General features: G+C 47.9%; 23 protein-coding genes. All 23 read left to right on the top strand.

Annotated features, from left to right (window positions below; all coding sequences use genetic code 11):
* Positions 1 to 12 precede the first annotated feature (12 nt).
* Positions 13 to 219: a hypothetical protein gene (locus VSQ62_RS20945; RefSeq protein ID WP_334636698.1), complete on the top strand. Its 207-nt coding sequence runs from the start codon at positions 13 to 15 to the stop codon at positions 217 to 219.
* Positions 216 to 440, top strand: coding sequence for a hypothetical protein (locus VSQ62_RS20940; RefSeq protein WP_334636696.1), 225 nt, complete (start codon positions 216 to 218; stop codon positions 438 to 440). Before VSQ62_RS20945 ends, VSQ62_RS20940 begins: the two co-directional genes overlap by 4 nt.
* Before the next feature lie 663 nt (positions 441 to 1,103).
* Positions 1,104 to 1,694, top strand: coding sequence for a TnpV protein (locus VSQ62_RS32520; protein WP_350339920.1), 591 nt, complete (start codon positions 1,104 to 1,106; stop codon positions 1,692 to 1,694).
* 95 nt (positions 1,695 to 1,789) lie between these two features.
* The gene (locus VSQ62_RS20935) at positions 1,790 to 8,692 is read left to right on the top strand and encodes a helicase-like domain-containing protein (protein ID WP_350339934.1); all 6,903 of its coding nucleotides are present in this window, start codon (positions 1,790 to 1,792) and stop codon (positions 8,690 to 8,692) included.
* Between the two features lie 78 nt (positions 8,693 to 8,770).
* Complete coding sequence (locus VSQ62_RS20930; RefSeq protein WP_334636693.1) at positions 8,771 to 9,100, top strand: DUF6664 family protein; 330 nt, start codon at positions 8,771 to 8,773, stop codon at positions 9,098 to 9,100.
* Between the two features lie 276 nt (positions 9,101 to 9,376).
* A complete protein-coding gene (locus tag VSQ62_RS20925; protein WP_334636692.1) occupies positions 9,377 to 9,919 on the top strand; it encodes an AAA family ATPase in 543 nt (180 codons plus the stop codon).
* 15 nt (positions 9,920 to 9,934) lie between these two features.
* Positions 9,935 to 10,798, top strand: a complete 864-nt coding sequence (locus tag VSQ62_RS20920) for a hypothetical protein (protein ID WP_334636691.1) — start codon at positions 9,935 to 9,937, stop codon at positions 10,796 to 10,798.
* Between the two features lie 115 nt (positions 10,799 to 10,913).
* Positions 10,914 to 11,627, top strand: a complete 714-nt coding sequence (locus VSQ62_RS20915) for a hypothetical protein (protein ID WP_334636689.1) — start codon at positions 10,914 to 10,916, stop codon at positions 11,625 to 11,627.
* A gap of 76 nt (positions 11,628 to 11,703) precedes the next feature.
* Positions 11,704 to 12,051, top strand: a complete 348-nt coding sequence (locus VSQ62_RS20910; protein WP_334636688.1) for a DUF3848 domain-containing protein — start codon at positions 11,704 to 11,706, stop codon at positions 12,049 to 12,051.
* Positions 12,052 to 12,060: 9 nt separating this feature from the next.
* Positions 12,061 to 13,050, top strand: a complete 990-nt coding sequence (locus VSQ62_RS20905; protein WP_334636687.1) for a DUF3991 domain-containing protein — start codon at positions 12,061 to 12,063, stop codon at positions 13,048 to 13,050.
* A 36-nt stretch (positions 13,051 to 13,086) separates the two neighbouring features.
* Entirely contained in the window at positions 13,087 to 13,404 is a 318-nt protein-coding gene (locus VSQ62_RS20900; RefSeq protein ID WP_334636686.1) for a hypothetical protein, read from the top strand.
* A 141-nt stretch (positions 13,405 to 13,545) separates the two neighbouring features.
* Entirely contained in the window at positions 13,546 to 13,710 is a 165-nt protein-coding gene (locus tag VSQ62_RS20895) for a DUF3789 domain-containing protein (protein WP_334636684.1), read from the top strand.
* The gene (locus VSQ62_RS20890; protein WP_334636683.1) at positions 13,658 to 13,990 is read left to right on the top strand and encodes a plasmid mobilization protein; all 333 of its coding nucleotides are present in this window, start codon (positions 13,658 to 13,660) and stop codon (positions 13,988 to 13,990) included. Before VSQ62_RS20895 ends, VSQ62_RS20890 begins: the two co-directional genes overlap by 53 nt.
* A complete protein-coding gene (locus VSQ62_RS20885; protein ID WP_334636681.1) occupies positions 13,990 to 15,402 on the top strand; it encodes a relaxase/mobilization nuclease domain-containing protein in 1,413 nt (470 codons plus the stop codon). Before VSQ62_RS20890 ends, VSQ62_RS20885 begins: the two co-directional genes overlap by 1 nt.
* Positions 15,344 to 16,192: a PcfB family protein gene (locus VSQ62_RS20880; RefSeq protein ID WP_334636680.1), complete on the top strand. Its 849-nt coding sequence runs from the start codon at positions 15,344 to 15,346 to the stop codon at positions 16,190 to 16,192. The genes VSQ62_RS20885 and VSQ62_RS20880 overlap by 59 nt, the downstream gene beginning before the upstream one ends.
* A gap of 2 nt (positions 16,193 to 16,194) precedes the next feature.
* Entirely contained in the window at positions 16,195 to 17,058 is an 864-nt protein-coding gene (locus VSQ62_RS20875; protein ID WP_334636677.1) for a hypothetical protein, read from the top strand.
* Between the two features lie 15 nt (positions 17,059 to 17,073).
* Positions 17,074 to 17,271 (top strand): hypothetical protein, encoded by a 198-nt coding sequence (locus VSQ62_RS20870; protein ID WP_016217817.1) that lies wholly within the window; start codon positions 17,074 to 17,076, stop codon positions 17,269 to 17,271.
* A complete protein-coding gene (locus VSQ62_RS20865) occupies positions 17,258 to 19,051 on the top strand; it encodes a VirD4-like conjugal transfer protein, CD1115 family (RefSeq protein ID WP_334636676.1) in 1,794 nt (597 codons plus the stop codon). Before VSQ62_RS20870 ends, VSQ62_RS20865 begins: the two co-directional genes overlap by 14 nt.
* 14 nt (positions 19,052 to 19,065) lie before the next feature.
* On the top strand, positions 19,066 to 19,422 hold the full coding sequence (locus VSQ62_RS20860; protein ID WP_334636675.1) for a glutamyl-tRNA amidotransferase: 357 nt from the start codon (positions 19,066 to 19,068) through the stop codon (positions 19,420 to 19,422).
* Positions 19,423 to 19,539: 117 nt separating this feature from the next.
* The gene (locus VSQ62_RS20855; RefSeq protein WP_334637736.1) at positions 19,540 to 20,124 is read left to right on the top strand and encodes an MT-A70 family methyltransferase; all 585 of its coding nucleotides are present in this window, start codon (positions 19,540 to 19,542) and stop codon (positions 20,122 to 20,124) included.
* Positions 20,114 to 20,950, top strand: a complete 837-nt coding sequence (locus tag VSQ62_RS20850; protein ID WP_334636674.1) for a VirB6/TrbL-like conjugal transfer protein, CD1112 family — start codon at positions 20,114 to 20,116, stop codon at positions 20,948 to 20,950. The genes VSQ62_RS20855 and VSQ62_RS20850 overlap by 11 nt, the downstream gene beginning before the upstream one ends.
* A gap of 11 nt (positions 20,951 to 20,961) precedes the next feature.
* On the top strand, positions 20,962 to 21,171 hold the full coding sequence (locus VSQ62_RS20845; RefSeq protein ID WP_161907754.1) for a hypothetical protein: 210 nt from the start codon (positions 20,962 to 20,964) through the stop codon (positions 21,169 to 21,171).
* Positions 21,172 to 21,182: 11 nt separating this feature from the next.
* Positions 21,183 to 21,485 (top strand): hypothetical protein, encoded by a 303-nt coding sequence (locus VSQ62_RS20840; RefSeq protein WP_334636673.1) that lies wholly within the window; start codon positions 21,183 to 21,185, stop codon positions 21,483 to 21,485.
* Positions 21,486 to 21,497: the final 12 nt, after the last annotated feature.

Here is a 21,497-nt window from a genome sequence, read left to right as displayed (position 1 = left end):
GAGGATGGAAACATGGCTGTAAACCAGAAAGCGGTCAGAGTGTTAAACAAGGTCTTTGAAGCGGGTTTTACCGATGAAAAGGCGATTGCCGCAATGACGATGGACGACATTCTTTCCATGCAGGGAATCACGGTTGCGGACATCACGCTCATCAATGAGCTGCAAAAAGGCATCAAAGCGAACAAGGTTATTTCTTTTTTAGGCGGAGGTGCGGAATGAGCAGAACAGGGCGGATTTGTTTTACGGACAGTGCAGGCAAAGCACTCTTTTCTATCCCAGACGGCGGTTTTTTACGGCTGTCTTATGGGAATGGGGACGAGAATTTTGCCCTCTGCCACCGTCTGGACGAAACCCATGCGGAGATTGACGGCGTAAGGCAGTCTTTAAAAGGATTTGCACAGAAAATGGAACAGAACAAAATCAGCTTTGCCCCTGCCTAAGCGGGAAACAAAATGATGCAACACAAAAAAAAGGATTTGAATGATAAGGAGGTGTGAGCCTATTGGCTGCAAAGTATCAGCTAATCACGGAGCTGTACCGTCGGACAGGCGTAGCGGTGGCAAAGAACCCGCAGGCGTGGCAGGGCTTTTTATCTTCCGCCTGCCATAATTACAAGTGCCGCTTTGACGAGCAGCTCCTAATCTTTGCCCAACGCCCAGACGCTACCGCTGTTGCCGAAATCGGCACATGGAACAGGCTCTTTAAGCGGTGGGTAAATAAGGACAGCAGGGGCATTGCGGTCTTTGACCCGAAAGGACGCAGGAACACGCTGAAATATTATTTTGACGTTTCCGACACCCATGAGGGCTATTATGGCAGCCGACCCGTACCGATATGGCAGATGGATAAGCGGTACGAGCAGCCTGTCATGGAACGTCTTGCGGGCAGGTTCGGCGAAATGGAGGGCGGCTATTTTTCCACCGCCCTTTTAGAAACAGCGGAGAACGCCGTGGAGGACAACCTGCCCGATTACCTTTCACAGCTCAAAGGCTGTACGAAAGGCAGTTTTTTAGAGGAACTGGATGACTTTAATATAGAAGTGATTTACAAGCGGCTTGCCGTAAACAGCGTGGCGTATATGCTTTTGAGCCGCTGCGGACTGGATGCGGACGGATATTTTGAGCGTGAGGATTTTGCGGACATTACAAATTTCAACACGCCCGCCACCCTTAACGCCATCGGCATCGCAACGAGCGACATTTCCGAGATGGCGTTGCGGGAAATCTCTGCGGCAGTCCGAAATGTGCAAATCGAAGCGAAGCGGCAGAACCGCACATTTGCAAGGGACATCGCAAGCCAGTATGATAAAGGCAGGAAACAACCCGAAAGGAGCGAATACAATGAACGAAATCACTTACACGAAACAGGACGATTACCTTATTCCCGACCTGACATTACCGACAGAGCCAGAACTTCCGCTTGGCAGGTACGCTTTGATGCACAGGGATTATCTGGAACAGTACAAGAGGGTGACGTACCTCAACCTGCTGACAACAGGCGGACTGAACGCACACCTTTACCAGACCGAGCAGACGGCGTTGCAGAGGTTGGAGCTTCTGACGAAGCAGCTCGCAGCGGAGCAGGGCGTGACGGAGGAACTGAAAGAGAAAGCACCGATGCAGTGGGTGCAGGCGATGAACGCCATCCGCAGCCAAGCGGAGGAAGTGATACTGGAAGAACTGATTTACAATTAACAGAACCAGAGAAACAGACAGAAAATGCCGAGGGCAGCGTTGCCAATGAGGAAGAAGTTGCCGCCAATCTCCCGACCGTGGACGAACAGATTGAAATGATTGCTGAAGCAGAGGACGAAAAATCCTCTGCTTTTGCCGTTTCACAGGAGGATATAGATGCCGTCCTTGTAAAAGGGAACAGCGTTGAGCATGGGAAATACCGTATCTACCACCAGTTCCAGAAGCAGGAAGATAAAAAAAGCAACATTGAATTTCTGAAAAAGGAATACGGCACGGGCGGCTTTTTTGTTGACTTTTCGGATGGCACGGAGGGCTATGCGTGGTATGCGGGCAAAGGAATCTCCATTGACCGTGACGGCATTTCCACCGAACATGACCTTGTGCTTAGTTGGGCGAAAATAGAAAAACGCCTGCGTGAACTGATAAAGGGCAACCGCTACCTCAACCCGAAAGAGAAAGACCATTACGCCGATTATCTGGAAAGCATCTCTGCCCCGCAGCATGAAATCGACACCCAGAGGAAGTTAAAAAGACAGCGTTTTATCGAAGAAAAAAAGGAGCTGCCGCCTGCTGATAAAAGGGATACGCTCTCCCTGCGGCTCTCTGATTTTATCCGTGACTTGGACGGTTATGAGAAAGCCCTGCTTGAAAATGTGGGGCGTTCTGACCTTGCCGATGTGACGGACGGGCAGATGGAACAGAATTTGAGCGACCCTGCCACCGTTCAGCAGCTCATGGACTTTTTATCTCTTGTGCAGGGTAAGACAAGCGATGTTTACAGCCGCAGCAACGCTTACCGTTTTTCGCAGGAATTAAAGGAGCTGTACCCGCTCCGCCACCTCTGCCATGAGGGGGATGTGGTGTATATCGGTGCGGATAAATATATCGTGGCAACGCTTGGCGAGGACAGCGTTTACCTGCAAAATGAGCAGTTCCCTATCTTGGGGCAGACTTACAGCAGAGCCGAGTTTGAGGAAAAATTAAAGGAAAACCCTGCGAACGACCATCTGAAAGTAGTCGTGACCGAACGGCAGAAATCGGAAACACCTGCCGAGGAAAAGCCCGACAGCATTACGTTCTCCATTGGATTCTCCGAGCATCCCGCCTTTTATGACAGGGAGCTGAACGACCGATTTACGGAACTTAGCTTTGCACTTGGGAACAGGCTACTTGGCGTTCTGGATGAAAAGCAGCACCGTGAGCGGCAAGACGAGAGCAGACAGGTCGGTTGGTACAAAAAGACTGATTTTGAAATCCATGCAGTTATTGAGGGGAAAGAATTTCATTACGAGGGGCGGTTTGACATCGGGGACGGCGAGGGCGATTTGATTGCCCATATCCGAAACTTTTATGAATACTCCCTCTCTCCCGACTGCCCGTTTGTCCCAGAATGGAAACGGCAGGGGGAAGATTATTACCGTGAGCAGATGGAAACGCTGCATTTCGGGCAGGAGGTGTTTCTACCGTTCTTGGAGCAGCATACGGGGCTGACACCTGAAGATGAAAAGCTCCTTGATGAAATCATGGTTACCGAAGCCGACTGGAACAGGAAAGCGGAGGACAAGACACAGCCCGAAGAAACGAAAAATGCCGAGGAATCCGCTGTTAGTGCAGAGCAGGAAACAGAGCCGACAGAAAGACGGTTTGAGGTCACAATGACTTCCGATGCTTTCCCAGACCCCGAAGATGCGTTTGCCATCTGGGACAACAGCCGAGAGGATTACTGTATTGATGGGGACGGCATGGTGATGACTTACCCCACCGAGGAAGAAGCAAGGAAATTCGCCGACAGTTTGAACAGTGCAGAGCATATCGTTGGGCTGTTTGCGGAGAAAGACGCACAGAGGGCTACACAGGAATCCAATAAGCCTGCAACGCAAGAGCAGACTTCCGAGCCGGCTGCACAGAATAATTCTGATTTAATTGGCAGGGAAATCGTAATCGACAACCGCAGATATATTATTGAAAGCATTGGAGAAATCAGCGGCGATGTTTCCATGCGTGACATCACTTTCCAGAACAGTACGGGATTCCCGATAAACCGTGTGGAGAAAATCGGCTATGTCCGCAGGCTCTTGGAGCAGGCACAGGAGGAATTACCGCCCGAAGAAAAAGTGGAAGTCCCTGCAAAACCGACTGCGGAAAAGCCGTCTGTTTCTGCCGAACGCCACAATTACCGTATTACCGATGATGCGTTAGGCGTTGGCGGTTCAAAAGAGAAATTCCGCAACAACATGGCAGCAATCCGACTTCTCCACGACCTTCAGATAGAAAATCGACTTGCCACGCCCGAAGAACAGGAAATCCTTGCAAAGTATGTCGGTTGGGGCGGTCTGTCTATGGCATTTGATGAAAAAAATGCGTCATGGGCGAATGAGTACAGAGAATTAAAATCCTCACTTTCCGATGAGGAATACCGTGCCGCTATGGAATCCACGCTGACCGCATTTTACACGCCGCCCGTTGTCATCAAGGCGATGTATGAAGCCCTTGACCGTCTGGGATTCTCACAGGGGAACATCTTGGAGCCGTCCTGCGGCACGGGGAATTTCTTGGGGCTTCTGCCCGACAGCATGGGGAAATCAAAGCTGCACGGCATAGAGATTGACCCTTTATCGGGCAGGATTGCAAAGCAGCTCTACCAGAAAGCCAGTATCGCCATCGAGGGATTCGAGGACACGAAGCTCCCAGACAATCACTTTGATGTGGTGCTTGGCAATATCCCGTTCGGGGAGTTCAAAGTCAACGACAGCCGTTACAATGCCCAGAAGTTCTTAATCCACGACTATTTTATTGCAAAGGCTCTGGATAAAGTGCGGGCAGGCGGCGTTGTGATGTTCATTACCTCTAAGGGGACGATGGACAAAACAAGCCCAGACGTGCGGAGGTATATCGCACAGAGGGCGGAGCTTCTGGGTGCTGTCCGTCTGCCAGACAATACGTTTCGGGCAAATGCAGGCACGGAGGTCACGAGCGACATCCTTATTTTACAGAAGCGTGACCGCATGATAGAGATAGAGCCAGAGTGGGTACACCTTGACACCGATGCAAATGGAATCACGATGAACAGCTATTTTGTCCAGAATCCAGAGATGGTGCTTGGCGAGATGAAGATGGAAAGCACAAGGTTCGGCATGGACGCCGCCTGCAAAGCCTATCCCGATATGCCGCTTGCGGGGCTTCTCCATGAAGCCATGCGGCAGATAAGCGGAGAAATCCCAGAGCAGGATTATGAAATTGATGAAATCTCCGATGAGCAGGATGCGGAACTTCCTGCCGACCCGAATGTGCGGAACTTCTCTTTTGCCCTTGTGGACGGAAAAATATACTTCCGAGAGAATAACAGAATGACCCCCGCAAAGGTGTCCATGACCGCAGAGAACCGTATCCGAGGATTGTTGGAAATCCGTGATTGTGTCCGCAGGCTTATCCAGTACCAGACCGACGATTACCCAGAGGAAATGATACAGACCGAGCAGAAAAATCTGAACCGGCTCTATGATGCGTTCACAAAAAAGTACGGTCTGATTAACAGCAGGGGGAATTACCTTGCTTTTGCGGCAGACGAGAGCTATTTCCTTTTATGTTCGTTGGAAGTGCTTGACGATGAGGGGAAATTCAAGAGAAAGGCGGATATGTTCTCAAAGAGGACGATAAAGCCCCACCGTGAAGTGACCTTTGTGGAAACGGCGAGCGAAGCCCTTGCCCTCTCCATCGGGGAGAAAGCCCGTGTCGATTTGGAATATATGGCACGGCTCACATGCAGGACGCAGGAGGAAATCATAAAGGACTTGCAGGGCGTAATCTTTAAAGTGCCATCTTCCGAGCCTGCAAAATATGTGACCGCAGACGAGTATTTATCGGGGAACGTGCGGGCAAAGCTCATTACGGCGAAAGCCGCAGCACACGACAGCCCAGAGTATGAAATCAACGTGTCGGCTCTGGAAAAGGTCATCCCAAAGGATTTGCCCGCAAGCGAAATCTCCGTCCGTCTGGGTGCGACATGGATACCGCAGGAGGATATACAGCAGTTCATGGTGGAGCTTCTAACGCCGTCAAGCTATGCGGCGGACAGGCTGAAAGTACGCTACACGCCGATGAACGGCGACTGGTTCATTGAGAATAAGAGTTCCGATGTGGGGAATGTGAAAGCGGACAGCACCTACGGCACAAAGCGGGCAAGTGCCTACCGCATCATGGAGGATACGTTAAACCTGCGTGACACAAGAATCTTTGACTATGTTTATGATGAACACAATAATAAGAAAGCGGTTTTAAACCATAAAGAAACTACCGCAGCACAGGCAAAACAGGAGGTGATAAAACAGGCGTTTCAGGACTGGATTTGGAAAGACCCAGAGCGGAGGAACCGCCTTGTACGCTATTACAATGACACATTTAACAGCATAAGACCCCGTGAATATGACGGGAGTCATATCACATTCGGCGGCATCAGCCCAGAGATTCAGCTAAGACCGCACCAAGTCAATGCGATTGCCCATATCCTTTACGGCGGCAACACGCTCCTAGCCCACAAGGTAGGGGCGGGCAAGACCTTCGAGATGGTAGCCGCCGCACAGGAAAGCAAGCGGTTAGGGCTATGCCAGAAATCCATGTTTGTCGTGCCGAACCATCTTGTCGGTCAGTGGGCGTCGGAGTACCTGCGGCTCTATCCGAGTGCGAATATCCTTGTGACGACCAAGCGGGACTTTGAAACGGGAAACCGCAAAAAATTCTGCGGCAGGATTGCGACAGGGGCGTATGATGCGGTGATTATCGGACACTCGCAGTTCGAGAAAATCCCCATCAGCGAGGAACGCCAGAGGGAACAGCTCATGCGTCAGCTTGACGATATAGAGCGTGGCATTGACGACGTGCAGGCATCTCACGGGGAGCAGTTCACGGTCAAGCAGCTTATGAAAACGAGGAAAGGAATCAAGGCGAAGCTCGACAAACTGAACGATACCAAGCGGAAAGACAGCGTGATAAACTTTGAGGAATTGGGCGTAGACAGGCTCTTTATAGACGAGAGCCATTTTTACAAGAACCTTTACCTTTACACCAAGATGCGGAACGTGGGCGGCATCGCCCAGACCGAAGCCCAGAAAAGCTCCGACCTCTTTATGAAGTGCCGCTATCTGGACGAAATCACAGGCAACCGTGGCGTGGTCTTTGCCACGGGGACGCCTATCTCAAACTCGATGGTCGAGATGTATTCCGTGCAGAGATATTTGCAGTATGACACCCTCGCAAGGAACGGGTTGCAGCATTTTGACAGTTGGGCGTCCACGTTTGGCGAAACGGTCACGGCTCTGGAATTAGCCCCAGAGGGTACGAATTACAGAGCCAAGACGAGGTTTGCGAAGTTTTATAACCTGCCAGAGCTTATGCAGATGTTCCGTGAGGTTGCGGACATCCAGACCGCCGATATGTTGAAGCTGCCCGTGCCAAAGATCAATTACCATAACATCAAGACAAAGCCGAGCCAGATACAGAGTGAAATGGTGGCAGGGCTTGCCAAGAGGGCTGAGAAAGTAAGGGCAAGACTTGTGAAGCCGCACATTGACAATATGCTCAAAATCACGAATGACGGGCGGAAACTGGCACTCGACCAGCGGTTAGTTGACCCGATGCTGCCAGACGACCCAGAGAGCAAAGTCAACGCCTGCGTGGACAATGTGTACCGTATCTGGGAGGAACACGCCGACACAAAAGCAGCACAACTCGTCTTTTGTGATTTATCGACACCTCTTAACAAAAAGATTATAGAAATGCAGGAAGTCAGAGAAAACGCTTATGAAATGATACCCGACCAGTTTGATAATGTCTATGATGATATGCGGAAGAAACTCATACAGCGTGGAATCCCTGCGGAGCAGGTGCGTTTCATCCACGAAGCGACCACCGATGCACAGAAAAAAGAGCTGTTTGCAAAAGTGCGGAGCGGTGAAGTGAGGGTGCTGTTCGGCTCTACTCCGAAGATGGGTGCAGGTACAAATGTGCAGGACAGGCTTATCGCCATCCATAATTTAGATTGCCCGTGGCGACCGTCGGATTTGGAACAGCGTCAAGGCAGGCTTGAAAGGCAGGGCAATATGTTCCCAGAGGTGGAAGTCTACCGCTATGTGACGGAGCAGACCTTTGACGCTTACCTCTATCAGCTCGTGGAGGGAAAGCAGAAATTCATATCCCAGATAATGACGAGCAAAAGCCCCGTGCGTTCTGCCGAGGACGTGGACGAGGTTGCCCTCTCTTTTGCGGAGGTGAAAATGCTTGCCACAGGTGATGAACGCTTTAAGGAAAAAATGGATTTGGATATGCAGGTGGCGAAGCTGAAAGTCTTGAAGCAGAGCTATCTTTCCGAACATTACGACCTTGAGGACAGGATACTGAAGCACTATCCGAGGGAGATAAAGGACTATGAGGAACGCATTACAGCCTATGGGAATGATGCGGAGATTGCCAGTCGGCATAAGCCGCAGGGTGAGGATAAGTTCTGCCCGATGACATTAAGAGGTGTGACCTACAAAGAAAAAATGGATGCAGGCGAGATGCTCCTTGCCATCTGTAAGGAAAATCCGCTTTCACAGCCGATGGAAATCGGCAGCTATCGTGGCTTTCAGATGGAGGTTTTCTATGATACGGTCAACGCCCACTACTGTTTAAACCTCTGCGGAATGAGGAAACACAAGGTAGATTTAGGCACGGATGCCCTCGGCAATCTAACCCGAATCGAGAATGAGATTGCCAAGCTCCCTGCCAGACTGGAAGCCGCAAAGACCAGAAAGGGGGAAACCGTGGCACAGCTTGAAACCGCAAAGATTGAGGTGGAAAAGCCCTTTGCTTTTGAAGATGAGCTGAAAGAAAAGACGGAGCGGCTGAACAAACTGAATATTGAACTGAATCTGGATGAAAAGGATAATACTGTTATTGATGACGAGCCAGAGCAGAATAACGATGAACCGCCCGAAAGAAAAAATACGGACAGGGAGCGGTAAAATCCTGTTTGCACATTTGTATTGCGTATTTTGGGGAAGTATAATAGGTGACAGTAAGCAAAACGGAGGTGAAAAGGCGTGTTTGATGATTTTAAATTTGAAACCTTTGTAGATGCCCACAGCAGCATCTTCGAGGAATATTTGAGTTCAGTTGTCGCAAAGCTGCCAAAAGAAAACCCAGAATACCGAGCCATACAGGAAAAGATAGAGGATATTTATAAGGAATATCCGAAAGTGTTGGCGGCTCTTGACACGGAGAAAGCAGACGATTTATCGGTGCAGGAGTGCAAGGCTCTGATAGAAGTTGTGGAACTTCGGAATAAGCTCTGCGATATGCAGATGGAATCGGTTTATTTCAGAGGATGTTATGACGGCGTGGGTTATCTGAAAAAGGCAGGGATTTTATAACGGACTGACCGAGAAAAAGGCGGCGTTGGTATGAGTGCTGATGCCGTCTTTTACATAGTTTAGATAGACAAAAAACACTATATCTTGACTTTTTTATTTTGAAATCGCAAAATATTGTTGACAAACTTTGGAAAATAGTTTATTCTGAACCAAAATACAAAAGAACACACATTCTGAAAGATACAATAGATAATGCGATGAAAGTAGCAATCTAATTTTATATTTTTGGAATGTGTTTTTTATTTCTTGATTTATAGTAGAGGAGGTTAAAAGAATATGATAATATGGATTGATGGGACTTATGGTGTTGGAAAGACAGCGGTGGCTATGAAATTAAAAGAAAGTTTTTTTAATGGGAATGCTGAATTATTGGAATCGGATTATTATAGTAACGAAACACTGAAACGTGTAGTAGAAGAAGCAAAATCAAATAATAGTTTTCCGCATATTGGCGGCACTTTGCCCCAAAATAATATGCGATTTATTCGAGAATTCAGAGAGCTTATTGAAGAAAAATCAAAAAATACTGGAAAAAATTTAATTGTAGATATGGCATTAACAATGAAGGAATGTAAAGAGGAACTTTTTGAATATCTGAAAAATAAGGGTATAAATATCATACATATTATTCTTACTGCTGATGAAGATGCCATAAAGTCGAGAATTAAAAATGATGGAAACAGAATGAAAGAAACTGCTTTAGAATGGTTGTCACAGAATGTTACGTTTTTGGATAATAATTTTCCAGATGCCATACGAATAGAAACAAACAACCGTGATATTGATGATGTTGTTTCGGAAATAGTCTTAAAAATATAATGATGAGGTGTAAAGATGCGTGAAGAAAATATGAACGAAAAATATAAACAGATGATAGTAAAAATGCAACAGATAGCAAATGAGTTTGCTAATAATTTTCATATGGATAGTGTATTTCCACAGATGAAAACAGTGCTAGATTCAGTGCCAAGTTTAACAATTTTTCCATTGTCAGAAAAAACAATAGCATTTATTGAAGAAGCAAAAGCCAGTGAAAATCTGTCACATGAGGATTTTTTGGATAAATATGGAGAGGAAATTGATATTTGTAAAGAAGTCGGACAGGCAGGTTGGGTTGTATCAGAACACTCTAATCCAAGAAAAATCAAAGAATGGCATCAGCTTATTGCCCAAGGAAGAGAGAAAGAAATTGTTGATTATTTTGATGCCGATAACGGTCATACGCTAAAGGCTATTAGGAATAACCTATTATTATGTTATGTAGAAGCTCATAGCCGCCGCTATTATAATAAAGGCATTGAAGCATATGATAAAGGAGATTATATGACGGCTGCAATGTATTTAGTCGCATTATTGGAATCAAGGATAAATGATTATATGAATTATCCACGCAAAACACCATATTCAAAAAAATATTCTGATAAAGGTTTTGAGCAGCATTTAAGCCAAGAATTTTTAAAAACAAATTCGTTTTTTACAAAGAGGTTTTTGTTTTTAGATATGTATCCATCGTTAATCGGATATTTGAACAGATTATTTGTAGATGGAGCATATACATTTGAAAGTAAAAAAGAGCCACCCTATATCAACCGTAACTGGCTCTTACACGGAAAATGTACAAGAGATATAGAAAGATTTGAGTGTGTTCAGATTCTTAATGCGTTAAGTGTGATAGAATTTCTATTCAAGTTGGTATAAAATCTTATTCATAAGGCGGCATAGCGTGAGTTTGATTCATTTTTTTGCTATGATGAAACAAAGATTTTTATGTTATTATTTAGCGAAAAAGATAAAATGATTTGAGGTACGATATATGGATTTTATAAAATGGTTCTGGGATAATTGGTATTCTAATTGCTTTACACTCATAACAGTAATATTATCTGGGATAATTTCGTTGGTAATTTCAGCAGTTTATTATCGTAAAGGTAATCGTAATAATTTGAAAATGGCTGTTATCCATCCGTTAATTCGCTTATTGGAAGAAGCTTATACTCGACAGAATTACAAATTGTTATGTGAGATTTCTAAAGAGTATAGTGTTAGGTATATGAGCAAGAATGAAGTAAAAAAACTGACATCTCTTCTGTCTGCCTATAAAGAAGTCAGTTCCTACAATGATACTTATGTAAGTTCTGATATACTGTTTTCATATTTTGAATATACTTTAAAGAAAAATGATATAGAGGTAAAACCCGTCCCATTTGAACATGAGGGAGAAATAATATATTACGATTACCCACCCGATTTGCATTATTTGTCAAATGATTTAGAGAGGTTACTAAATAAAATCGAGCCAGAAATTGAGCCAGATGAATTTAAAGATGCAGTGATTTCACTTTATGAGAACTATTGTAAAAAATATTATTCCTCTAAAAAAATCAAATATTTTGATGATTATACAGTTAAGGAAGTTCTAAAAAAATCAAAAATTCGCCAAGAATGGGATGGAAAATTTGATAACGTAAAAAGAGCAAAAGAACAGTTTATGAATTTAAAGATTGTGAAAGATATTGTATCTGAATAAAGACTGTATTACATAGCCGAGAGGTTTTCATTAACGAAAATCCCTCGGCTTATTTTATTTTTAAGGAGGTGTGAGATTGAATTACCAAGAATACAGACAGTCCCTTAACCGAAAACTGGCTGAAAAAGTACAGTGTGAGCTTGCCGATTTCCGTGAGGATGTTCTAAGCAAAAGCCCGCAGGAGGTTTACGATGCCGCATATCAAATCATCTTAAAGAACGATATTGCAGAGTGCTTTTCCGAAGCGGATTATTCCCCGCAGGCGGCAAAAGCACTTATGAAATCGCCGAATCTTCTGCAAGACATTTACGAAGAATGGCTTGAAAAGGACGATTCCCATATGGAGGATTTACGCCAGACCATCGCTGATTTTAAGTCCTATATGGTTAAGACGGAAAAGATTTTGTCTGGGAAAGAAAGGTGATGTTATTTATTGAGAAGCAGCAGACCCTATGTGCAGATTGACCCAGACGTGCTTGAGCGGGCAAGGCAGATAGACTTGTTATCCTATCTTAGAATCTATGAGCCGAGCAATCTGGTAAAGGTCAAAGGCACGACAAATGTGTACTGTACCGCCGAGCATGACAGCCTAAAGATTTCCAACGGCAAATGGTACTGGTGGTCGAGGGGCTTCGGCGGCTATTCTGCTCTTGACTATCTGATGAAAGTCAAGGAATACGGTTTTGTAGAAGCCGTGGAAATCCTCACAAGGCAGACGATGGCGGACTGGAAACCGCCGCCCCCTGCCGTGAAAAAAGACGAGCCGAAAGTGCTGCTCCTGCCGCCAAAGAATAAGGACTGCGACAGGGTGACGGAGTATCTTTTCGGGCGTGGCATTGACTATTCCCTCATACAAGAGTGTATCTCCGAGGGGATTATCTTCGAGAGTGCCGACTACCACAACGCTGTTTTTATCGGCAAGGACGAAAGCGGAACGCCCAGATACGCCGCCTGCCGTGGCACAGTCAGCAGCTTCAAGCGTGACGCATCGGGCAGCGACAAGCGGTACTCTTTCCGACTTCTGGCAGGAGTGCCGACAGATACCGTGCATCTGTTTGAAGCCGCCATTGATTTATTGTCCTATGCCACCTATTTAAAGTATGAGGGCAGGGATTACAAAGCGGAGAACCTGCTCTCTTTATCGGGCGTGTATCAGCCAAAGAAAGAGATAAAGGACAGCAAAATCCCCATCGCCCTCACGACTTTTTTGAAAGCAAACCCAGAAATAAAGACCATCTATCTGCATCTGGATAAGGACAAAGCAGGTCGGCTATGTACCGCAGCCTTGAAAGAATTATTGCAGAAAGACTACCGAATCGTTGACGAACCGCCGCCAGTCGGCAAGGACTTCAACGATTTTTTAATGTCCTATTTGGGGATTGCAAGGCAGAAAACGAGCCGTGAAAGGGGTGATGCACGTTGATTGTCCGATGATTTTTAGAGCCAGAAATCAAAGAAAATGACGAAGAAAGAGAGGAATCTGCCATTGAAACAGTATGATGTAACGCTCACAGGTCACTTTGAAAAGACCGTTTCCATCTATGCGGAAAGCCCCGAACAGGCGGCGGAAAAGCTAAAGATTATCCTGTTTGACACCGACCTTATCCAGTTTTCCGATAAGGATTTTGTCTGCGGAGAAGCAGATATTAAGGACGAAAATGAGGACGGCGGGGAAGAAAATGCGGCAGAGAATGAGGATATGGAGGACGTATGTTGTCCAGACTGTCCGTGCTTCTGCCCGATGTGCGGAGAATGCTGCTGCGGGGGCGGATGTTAAAGACACGTCTTACCAAGCACTGAATTTGGCTAACCAAATTCGCTTGTTAGGGGACGCCCCTAATACCCCTTAAAAAGAACCGTATCAAAGTATGCCGCCCTGCCGTATTGCGGCACGGCGGTCACAGAAAGGAATCCAAGAATGAGTGAGTTTTTATCGTTTGCCATCGGCACGACGCTCGGCGGCATGGTCGGCGTGGCGTGTATGTGCCTTTTGCAGATTAACAGGCTCTCAAGCAGAGAGGAGGAAGTGGATGAGGAAAAGAAACGTGCAGGTGCTTTTCCGACTGACCGAGGAAGAAGCTGAATACCTCTGCTCCCTTGCAGTAAAGTCGGGACGCTCCAGACAAGCCCTGCTCCAGTCAATGGTCATGGGCTACCGCCTATGCGAGAAGCCAGACCCAGAGTTTTATAAAATCATGCGGGAGCTGTCGGCTATCGGCAACCGCATCAACCAACTTGCGGCAAAGGCGAACGCCTTGAATTTTGTGGACACGCCGATGCTCTATGACGAAGCCAAGCGGTGGCGGGACTTCCGTCTGGACGTGAGCAGGAGCTACCTTGTTCCGAGGAAGATGTCTGGCTGATGGCGGTCTGCGAAATCTGGGACGTGAAAGGCAGGCTCGACCATCCCATCGACTACGCCGAGAATCCAGAAAAGACCGCTAATCCCAAATATACGAAAGCCGACCTGCAGGCGATGGGCGATGTGATGAAGTACGCCACCAACAGCGACAAGACCGAGAAACAGTTTTTTGTCACGGGCGTCAACTGCGACCCGACTACGGCACGGGATGAAATGGTGATAGCCAAAGCCCAATGGAACGACCAGAGTGAAATCGTCTGCTATCACGGATTCCAGAGCTTCAAGGCAGGCGAGGTCACGCCAGAGCAGGCACATGAAGTCGGCGTGAAGTTAGCCGAGAAGATGTGGGGCGGCAGATTCCAAGTCGTTGTTGCGACCCATCTGAATACGGAGTGCCTGCATAACCATTTTGTTGTCAACTCTGTTTCCTATGTGGACGGAAAACACTATCACGATAACAAGAAGAACCTGCGGTTATTGCGTCAGCGTTCAGACGAATTGTGCCGTGAGTATTCCTTGTCGGTCATCGAACACCCAAGCGGCAGGAAGAAGCCCTATGCTTTATACCAAGCCGAGAAGAACGGTCTGCCTACGAGGGACACCGTGGCACGGCAGGCGGTGGATGAAGCAATTTCAAAATCCTTTACGCTTAAAGATTTTGACCGCCAGTTAGGGGAAATGGGATACCGTGTCAACTTTGACCCCAACCGCAAATACTGGACGATTATCGGGAAAGGTTGGGAAAGACCGAAGCGGCTCTATAAGCTCGGAGAAGATTACACCAATGAGAGGATTACGGAACGCATACGGGAAAATTCTTATGCGGTAAAATTCCAGAGCTTTTCCAAGCCACAGCCGCAGGTCAAGGTCTACCGTGTCCGTGGCTCTCTGAAAGACGCAAAGAAAATCGGCGGCTTGCGTGGGCTGTATCTCCATTACTGTTACAGGCTCGGCATCCTGCCAAAAGGGAAGAAACAGAATTATGCACGGCTTCACTATCTTCTGAAAGACGACTTGATGAAGATGGACGCCATCACAAAAGAAACAAGGCTGCTCTGCCATAACCACATCGACACGGCAGAGCAGCTTTTGTCTTATAAAGATTCTCTGGAATCCGAGATGCAGAAGCTGACCGAACAGCGTAAGGGGCTTTACTCCCAGAGCCGCAAAGCAGTCGGCGAAGAAAAAGAAGCGGTCAAGGCTCATATATCGGAAATCACGGGGAGGATGAAAACCATCCGAAAGGAGGTCAGATTGTGTGAGGGAATCGAAGCCCGAAGCGACACCCTCAAGGAAAAGTTACAGACCATACGGGCAGATGAAAAAGAGCTGAAAGGAAAGGAGCTGATGAAGCATGAACACAGGCGGCGAAGCGGCAGAGCAAATCGTGAGGATGAGCTTGGAGGGATTTGAGGTCGCAGCCAGAATCACGGGGGCGGGTGCGAAGAATATCGCCATCCTGCTCTACTCTATTTTAAAAGAAGAACAGAAAACAAAGGGAAAGGCAAGGCTCACAAATATGCTCCGCTCTGGCAAGGAGCTGAAAGTCTTTACCGTCAAGAATGGCGACTTGAAGAAGTTCACGCAGGAGGCGAAGAAATACGGCGTACTCTACTGCGTCCTTGCCGACCGTGGGAATAAAGACCCCAATGCGGAGGTGGACGTGGTTGCCCGTGCGGAGGACGCATCGAAAATCAGCCGTATTGTGGAGAGGTTCAGCCTTGCATCGGTGGACACCGCTTCTATCGTGACAGAAGCGGAGAAATCCAAAGGGGCAAAGGCAAAATCGAAGGACACAAAGACCGCAGAATCAAAGGAGGACGGTCAGCCAGAACCAGACATCGGCGTGCAGGACAAGGCGGAGAAAGACAGGCTTATGGATGCCCTTATGGGCAAGGCAGTCCAGAAAGAGGAAAATGCCCCAAACCCCTCATTGGCAAAGACAGAAAAATCCCCTCTGTCCGAGCCTACCTCAGAGCAGCAAAGGAAGTCCGCAGAGGGGGCTACTATGATTAAGGCGGAAAAGCCGTCGGTCAGAGAAGAACTGCGGAAAATCAAGGAGGGCAGAAAGGAGCAGGAATCGGGTGCTGTCCCTGCAAGAGAGAAATCTCCCGACAGGGCAAAGAAACCGCCCGCAGGAAAGACGGAGCATAAGCAGCCCCAGAAGCGGAAACGGAAACCAAAATCGAAAGGAGCAAGATAAGCATGAGCATTTATGATGTATTCAGCGGCGGCAGCAGAGCCTTTAACAAAGAGGAATGGGCTGCCGCCAAACAGGAGCAGCGGAAAGAAGCCTATGAACTGATTGACAATACCTGTTCTGAAATGATGGCGGACGGCGGTGCGTTTCAGCAGTATCTTGACGTGCAGGGGCATTTTGACCGCTATTCCGTCAACAACGCCATTCTGGTATCGGCACAGATGCCCGAAGCGACGCAGTTAAAAGATTATGGGAGTTGGAAACAGAGCCGTGTCTATGTGGACAAGGACGCACAGAAAGTGACAATCCTTGAGCCGGGGAAAGAATATCAGCGTGACGACGGTTCAAAGGCGGTCGGCTACAACGCCAAAGTGGTATATGATGTTTCCCAGACCTCGGCAAAGGACAGGCAGCAGCCGCAGGAGCAGAAAACCATGCGTGAACTTGTGTCGGCGATGATTGACGCAAGCCCCGTTTCCTTTGTGCCTGTCGATGACCTTGAGCTGCCTGCGTTCTACGACAGCTCACAGCAGACGATATTTATCCGCACAGGCTTAAACGAGGAACAGCTTTTTGTCAGCATGGCAAAGGAAGTGTCGGCAGCGGTCTTTGATTTCAAGCATAAGGAAAGCCGTGATGATTCCGATTTCAAATCGTTCTGCGTCGCCTATATGGTAAGCTCCCGCTACGGCGTGGACACAAAGGGATTTAAGTTTGACAAGCTCCCGAAAGAATTTGAGGGCATGGAAACGCAGGCGTTCAAGGGCGAGCTTGGCTCGATGCGTGACGTCCTCGGAGAAATCCAGTCGGATATGTATAAGAGCCTTGAGAAGAACAAGCCGCCCAAAAGTAAAGAGCAGGAACGCTAATCGGAGGTGCAGCCCATGAAAGAAGAAAGATACCATCTGGCATTGGATAAATATGATAAAAATATTGTCCTAAACGCCCTCAATACCCTGCGGACACAGCAGATACAGGAGGAACGCCCCACCGAACCTGTTGACGAGCTGATAAGCAGGGTGGCATACGCCCCGACCAAGAAAGTAAAGGTCGCCCCATGCAAGTGCCATGAAGAACGGTGACGATTACAAGGCAGGCGTAATCCTCTCTTTATGCGGCATTGTTCCTGTCGTGTGGCTTGCCCTGCTGACAGCACCTTATGTCAGCGGCGGCATCGTGGAGATAATCAGTAACCTGTCCGTGGCAATCGAGAATCCGTTTCAGATAACGGTATGCGGGGACACTCCCAGAGTTGTCCTCATTTTTCTGCTTGCCTACGGCATGGGAATTGGTGTCTACTTTTCCACACGCAGGAACTACCGCAAGGGGGAGGAACACGGCTCTGCGAAATGGGGCAACGCAGGTACGCTCAATAAGAAGTACCGAGATAAGGACGCATCAGAGAACAAGCTGCTGACCCAGAATGTCCGCATCGGGCTTGACGGGAAGAAGCACCGCAGGAATTTGAATATCCTTGTGGTGGGCGGCTCTGGTGCAGGAAAGACCAGATTTTTTTGCAAACCCAATGTCATGCAGTGCAACACGTCAATGGTAATCTTAGACCCGAAAGGCGAGATTGTCCGTGACACGGGCGGACTGCTTGAGAAGAAAGGCTATGAGGTGCGTGTCCTTGATTTAATCAATATGCACCGAAGCCATTGTTACAACCCGTTTGTATATTTAAGGAATGATAATGACGTGCAGAGGTTAGTAACGAATTTATTTAAGGCGACCACGCCGAAAGGCTCACAGTCGCAAGACCCGTTCTGGGACACGGCGGCGAGTATGCTGCTCTTATCCCTCGTGTTCTATCTGAAATACGAAGCCCCGCCAGAGGAGCAGAATTTCCCGATGGTGATGGAGCTACTTCGTGCAGGAGAGGTAAGGGAGGATGACGACAGCTATGTAAGCCCGCTTGACGAACTGTTTGACCGTTTGGAGATGGTAAACCCAGAGCATATCGCTCTGAAATACTACCGTGACTATCACAGCGGAAGTGCCAAGACCTTAAAGAGCATCCAGATAACCCTTGCCGCACGGCTTGAGAAGTTCAATCTGGAAAGCCTTGCTTCTTTGACTGCCACGGACGAGCTTGATTTGCCGTCTTTAGGTGAGAAGAAAGTGGCATTGTTCGCTCTGATACCAGACAACGACACGAGCTTTAATTTTTTAGTGTCATTATTATACACGCAGCTATTCCAACAGCTATTTTACCTTGCCGACCATAAGTACGGCGGGAGCCTGCCTGTCCACTGCCAGTTTATCATGGATGAATTTGCCAATGTTTCGCTGCCCGATGATTTCGATAAGATTTTGAGTGTCATGCGTTCCCGTGGCGTGTCGGTCAGCATCATTTTACAGAACTTGGCACAGTTGAAAGCCCTGTTTGAGAAACAGTGGGAAAGCATTGTCGGCAACGCTGACGAGTTCCTTTATCTGGGCGGCAACGAGCAGAGTACCCATAAGTTTGTGAGCGAGTTGCTCGGCAAATCCACGATAGACACGAACACCTACGGGAAAAGCTCTGGACGGAGCGGCAACTATTCCACCAACTACCAGATTTCGGGGCGTGAGCTTTTAACCCCAGACGAAGTGCGTATGCTCGATAACCGCTACGCACTTCTTTTTGTGCGAGGGGAACGCCCCGTGATGGATTTTAAGTATGATATTTTGAAACACCCGAACGTGAAACTGACAGCGGACGGAGGGAAACCGCCTTATATCCACGGCGAACCTACGCAGGCTGTCGCAACCTTTGTGTTTGACGGCGATATTCCTAAGAACGCTGTTACGCCAGAAGCCGTCAGCACTTCCTATGAGCTTCTGTCCGATGAGGACTTGGAAGAAATATTCAATTTATAAGGAGGATTTACCCTATGAAACTTTTTAAGAAAAACGAGAACAGCCAGAACAAAGCAACCCAGAAGCTGCCGATGGGCAGAAAGACAAAAAAGGCGTTTGCCGTGTATGCCGCTTTGGTATGCTGCATGGTTTTCGGCACGACGACCGCCTTTGCCGCCAATGACCCGATTGCCGTGGTGAACAATCTCTCAAACTTCATCTTCGGACTGATTAAGGCGGTCGGCATGATTATGCTCGGCTTCGGTATCGTGCAGGTGGGCTTGTCGCTGAAATCCCACGACCCGTCCCAGAGGGCGAACGGATTCCTGACCCTTGCGGGCGGCGTTGTGATTACCTTTGCAAAGGAGATTCTGACACTCATCACAGGCTAATGCATGGGAAAAGACAGCAGATAGAAATAACAGGCTGATATAAGACGTGATAACGGGGCTGATCCGCCCTGCGGAACTTCCCCGTTATCCAATTTTAAGAATGGAGGTAGCTAAATTATCGAGAATGTAAAGAAATATGGCATCATTTACGCTGACCCACCGTGGCGTTATAACCAGAAAAATCTTTCTGGGGCTGCGGAACACCATTACAGCACAATGAGTGTTGATGAAATCTGCAAATTAGATGTTGCAGGAGTGGCTGCGGATGACTGCGTGCTGTTCTTATGGGCAACTTTCCCACAAATACAGGAAGCATTGCAGGTAATCAAGGCGTGGGGATTCCAATACAAAACGGTTGCTTTTGTCTGGCTGAAACAGAATAAAAGCGGAAAAGGATGGTTTTTCGGTCTGGGGTTCTGGACAAGGGGCAATGCGGAAATCTGCCTGCTTGCCACAAAAGGAAAACCGCACAGGAAATCCGCCCGTGTGCATCAGTTCATTACCAGTCCTTTGCGGGGGCATAGCCAGAAGCCCGATGAAGCAAGGGAAAAAATCGTTGAGCTTATGGGGGACTTGCCGAGGTTAGAACTGTTTGCCCGTAATGGGACAGACGGATGGGACGTTTGGGGCAATGAGGTTGTATCTGACGTTCAGATAAAAAGTTGCCCAGAAAAGACAGGAGGTGGTTTATGTGTCAGATAACTGGGTAGTTCAGAACTTGGAGAACGCCCTCAATACTTGGAATGAGAAGTTAGCCGAGATATGGCAGCTCATTACCCAATCCCCAGAGAATTTCAAAGGCGGTGCGATATGGAAAGTCATTGTTGACATCCACGGTGCATTACAGGCAATCGGGCTTGCTCTGCTCGTGCTGTTCTTTGTTGTGGGCGTGATGCGTACCTGCGGCGACTTCGCAAGCGTAAAGAAGCCCGAACACGCAGTAAAGCTCTTTATCCGCTTCGCCCTTGCCAAAGGGGCGGTGACTTACGGACTGGAACTGATGATGGCTTTATTCCAGATAGTGCAGGGCGTGATTTCAACCATAATGAAAGCCGCAGGCTTCGGGGCGGCACAAAAGACGGTGCTGCCGACAGAGATTGTGACAGCCGTGGAGGACTGCGGCTTTTTCGAGAGCATCCCCCTATGGGCGGTGACGCTCATCGGCGGGCTGTTCATCACGGTGCTGTCGTTCATTATGATAATGTCGGTGTACGGCAGGTTTTTCAAGCTGTATCTTTATACTGCAATCGCTCCCGTCCCTCTTTCCTCTTTTGCGGGAGAGCCGAGCCAGAATGTGGGCAGGAGCTTTATCAAGAGCTATTGTGCGGTGTGCCTTGAGGGTGCGATTATCGTGCTTGCCTGCATCATCTTTTCGGTGTTTGCGGCATCCCCGCCCGTCGTCAACCCCGATGCGGCTGCGGTCACGATGGTATGGAGCTATATCGGGGAACTGGTATTCAATATGCTTGTCCTTGTTGGGGCGGTGAAGATGGCAGACCGTGTTGTTAGGGAAATGATGGGACTGTAAAGGAGGAACGGATGAAACGTGTTTATATTTTTAAGGACGGAGTACAGCAGGCAAGCACAGCCACAAGGGAAAGTGCGGTTGACCTTATCCGCCAGTATCAGAAACAGGAAACACACCCGATACTTCGGTCAGAGTTCAGCATCATCGTGGGGGAGGAAGAATTTATCCCCTATCCGTCCCAGAAGAAGCCGCCCAAGAGAAAATCTGGAATGGAGCGATAGGAGGTGCTGTTTTGTATGATTTTGAAGCGGAATACCGCAGGATATTTGAAACGCCGATAGAGCAAATCAAGGAGGATGTGTTCTTTCGGGCAGATAATTTTGAAAAGGAATCATGGTATGGGGATTTGCAGATGTATCTGGCAATCGGTGTCTGTAAGCCAGAGAAAGATTGCGTGGCAGATTTGCAGAAAGCCTTAAAGGTGTTAGGCTATCCCACACGCATAAGTGAAAATGACGGGGAGCCGTTCGTACTCCCCCAGAGGGAACGGCAGAAGCAGACCCCGCCCCGCCATAAACAGGAAATGGAACGATAGGAGGTGTGAATG

Origin of the sequence: Sporofaciens sp. JLR.KK001, from assembly GCF_036941055.1 — a bacterium.
Lineage (GTDB): Bacteria > Bacillota > Clostridia > Lachnospirales > Lachnospiraceae > Sporofaciens.
The sequence above is the reverse complement of the archived record's forward strand: the minus strand, read 5'-3'. Positions and strand labels throughout refer to the sequence as shown.

What these genes read in the sequence shown, in the direction of transcription:
- VSQ62_RS20945 (WP_334636698.1), top strand. Translation starts at nt 13, where the DNA reads ATGGCTGTAAACCAGAAAGCGGTCAGAGTGTTAAACAAGGTCTTTGAA.
- VSQ62_RS20940 (WP_334636696.1), top strand. Translation starts at nt 216, where the DNA reads ATGAGCAGAACAGGGCGGATTTGTTTTACGGACAGTGCAGGCAAAGCA.
- VSQ62_RS32520 (WP_350339920.1), top strand. Translation starts at nt 1,104, where the DNA reads ATGCGGACGGATATTTTGAGCGTGAGGATTTTGCGGACATTACAAATT.
- VSQ62_RS20935 (WP_350339934.1), top strand. Translation starts at nt 1,790, where the DNA reads ATGATTGCTGAAGCAGAGGACGAAAAATCCTCTGCTTTTGCCGTTTCA.
- VSQ62_RS20925 (WP_334636692.1), top strand. Translation starts at nt 9,377, where the DNA reads ATGATAATATGGATTGATGGGACTTATGGTGTTGGAAAGACAGCGGTG.
- VSQ62_RS20920 (WP_334636691.1), top strand. Translation starts at nt 9,935, where the DNA reads ATGCGTGAAGAAAATATGAACGAAAAATATAAACAGATGATAGTAAAA.
- VSQ62_RS20915 (WP_334636689.1), top strand. Translation starts at nt 10,914, where the DNA reads ATGGATTTTATAAAATGGTTCTGGGATAATTGGTATTCTAATTGCTTT.
- VSQ62_RS20900 (WP_334636686.1), top strand. Translation starts at nt 13,087, where the DNA reads ATGACGAAGAAAGAGAGGAATCTGCCATTGAAACAGTATGATGTAACG.
- VSQ62_RS20895 (WP_334636684.1), top strand. Translation starts at nt 13,546, where the DNA reads ATGAGTGAGTTTTTATCGTTTGCCATCGGCACGACGCTCGGCGGCATG.
- VSQ62_RS20890 (WP_334636683.1), top strand. Translation starts at nt 13,658, where the DNA reads ATGAGGAAAAGAAACGTGCAGGTGCTTTTCCGACTGACCGAGGAAGAA.
- VSQ62_RS20885 (WP_334636681.1), top strand. Translation starts at nt 13,990, where the DNA reads ATGGCGGTCTGCGAAATCTGGGACGTGAAAGGCAGGCTCGACCATCCC.
- VSQ62_RS20880 (WP_334636680.1), top strand. Translation starts at nt 15,344, where the DNA reads ATGAACACAGGCGGCGAAGCGGCAGAGCAAATCGTGAGGATGAGCTTG.
- VSQ62_RS20875 (WP_334636677.1), top strand. Translation starts at nt 16,195, where the DNA reads ATGAGCATTTATGATGTATTCAGCGGCGGCAGCAGAGCCTTTAACAAA.
- VSQ62_RS20870 (WP_016217817.1), top strand. Translation starts at nt 17,074, where the DNA reads ATGAAAGAAGAAAGATACCATCTGGCATTGGATAAATATGATAAAAAT.
- VSQ62_RS20865 (WP_334636676.1), top strand. Translation starts at nt 17,258, where the DNA reads ATGAAGAACGGTGACGATTACAAGGCAGGCGTAATCCTCTCTTTATGC.
- VSQ62_RS20860 (WP_334636675.1), top strand. Translation starts at nt 19,066, where the DNA reads ATGAAACTTTTTAAGAAAAACGAGAACAGCCAGAACAAAGCAACCCAG.
- VSQ62_RS20845 (WP_161907754.1), top strand. Translation starts at nt 20,962, where the DNA reads ATGAAACGTGTTTATATTTTTAAGGACGGAGTACAGCAGGCAAGCACA.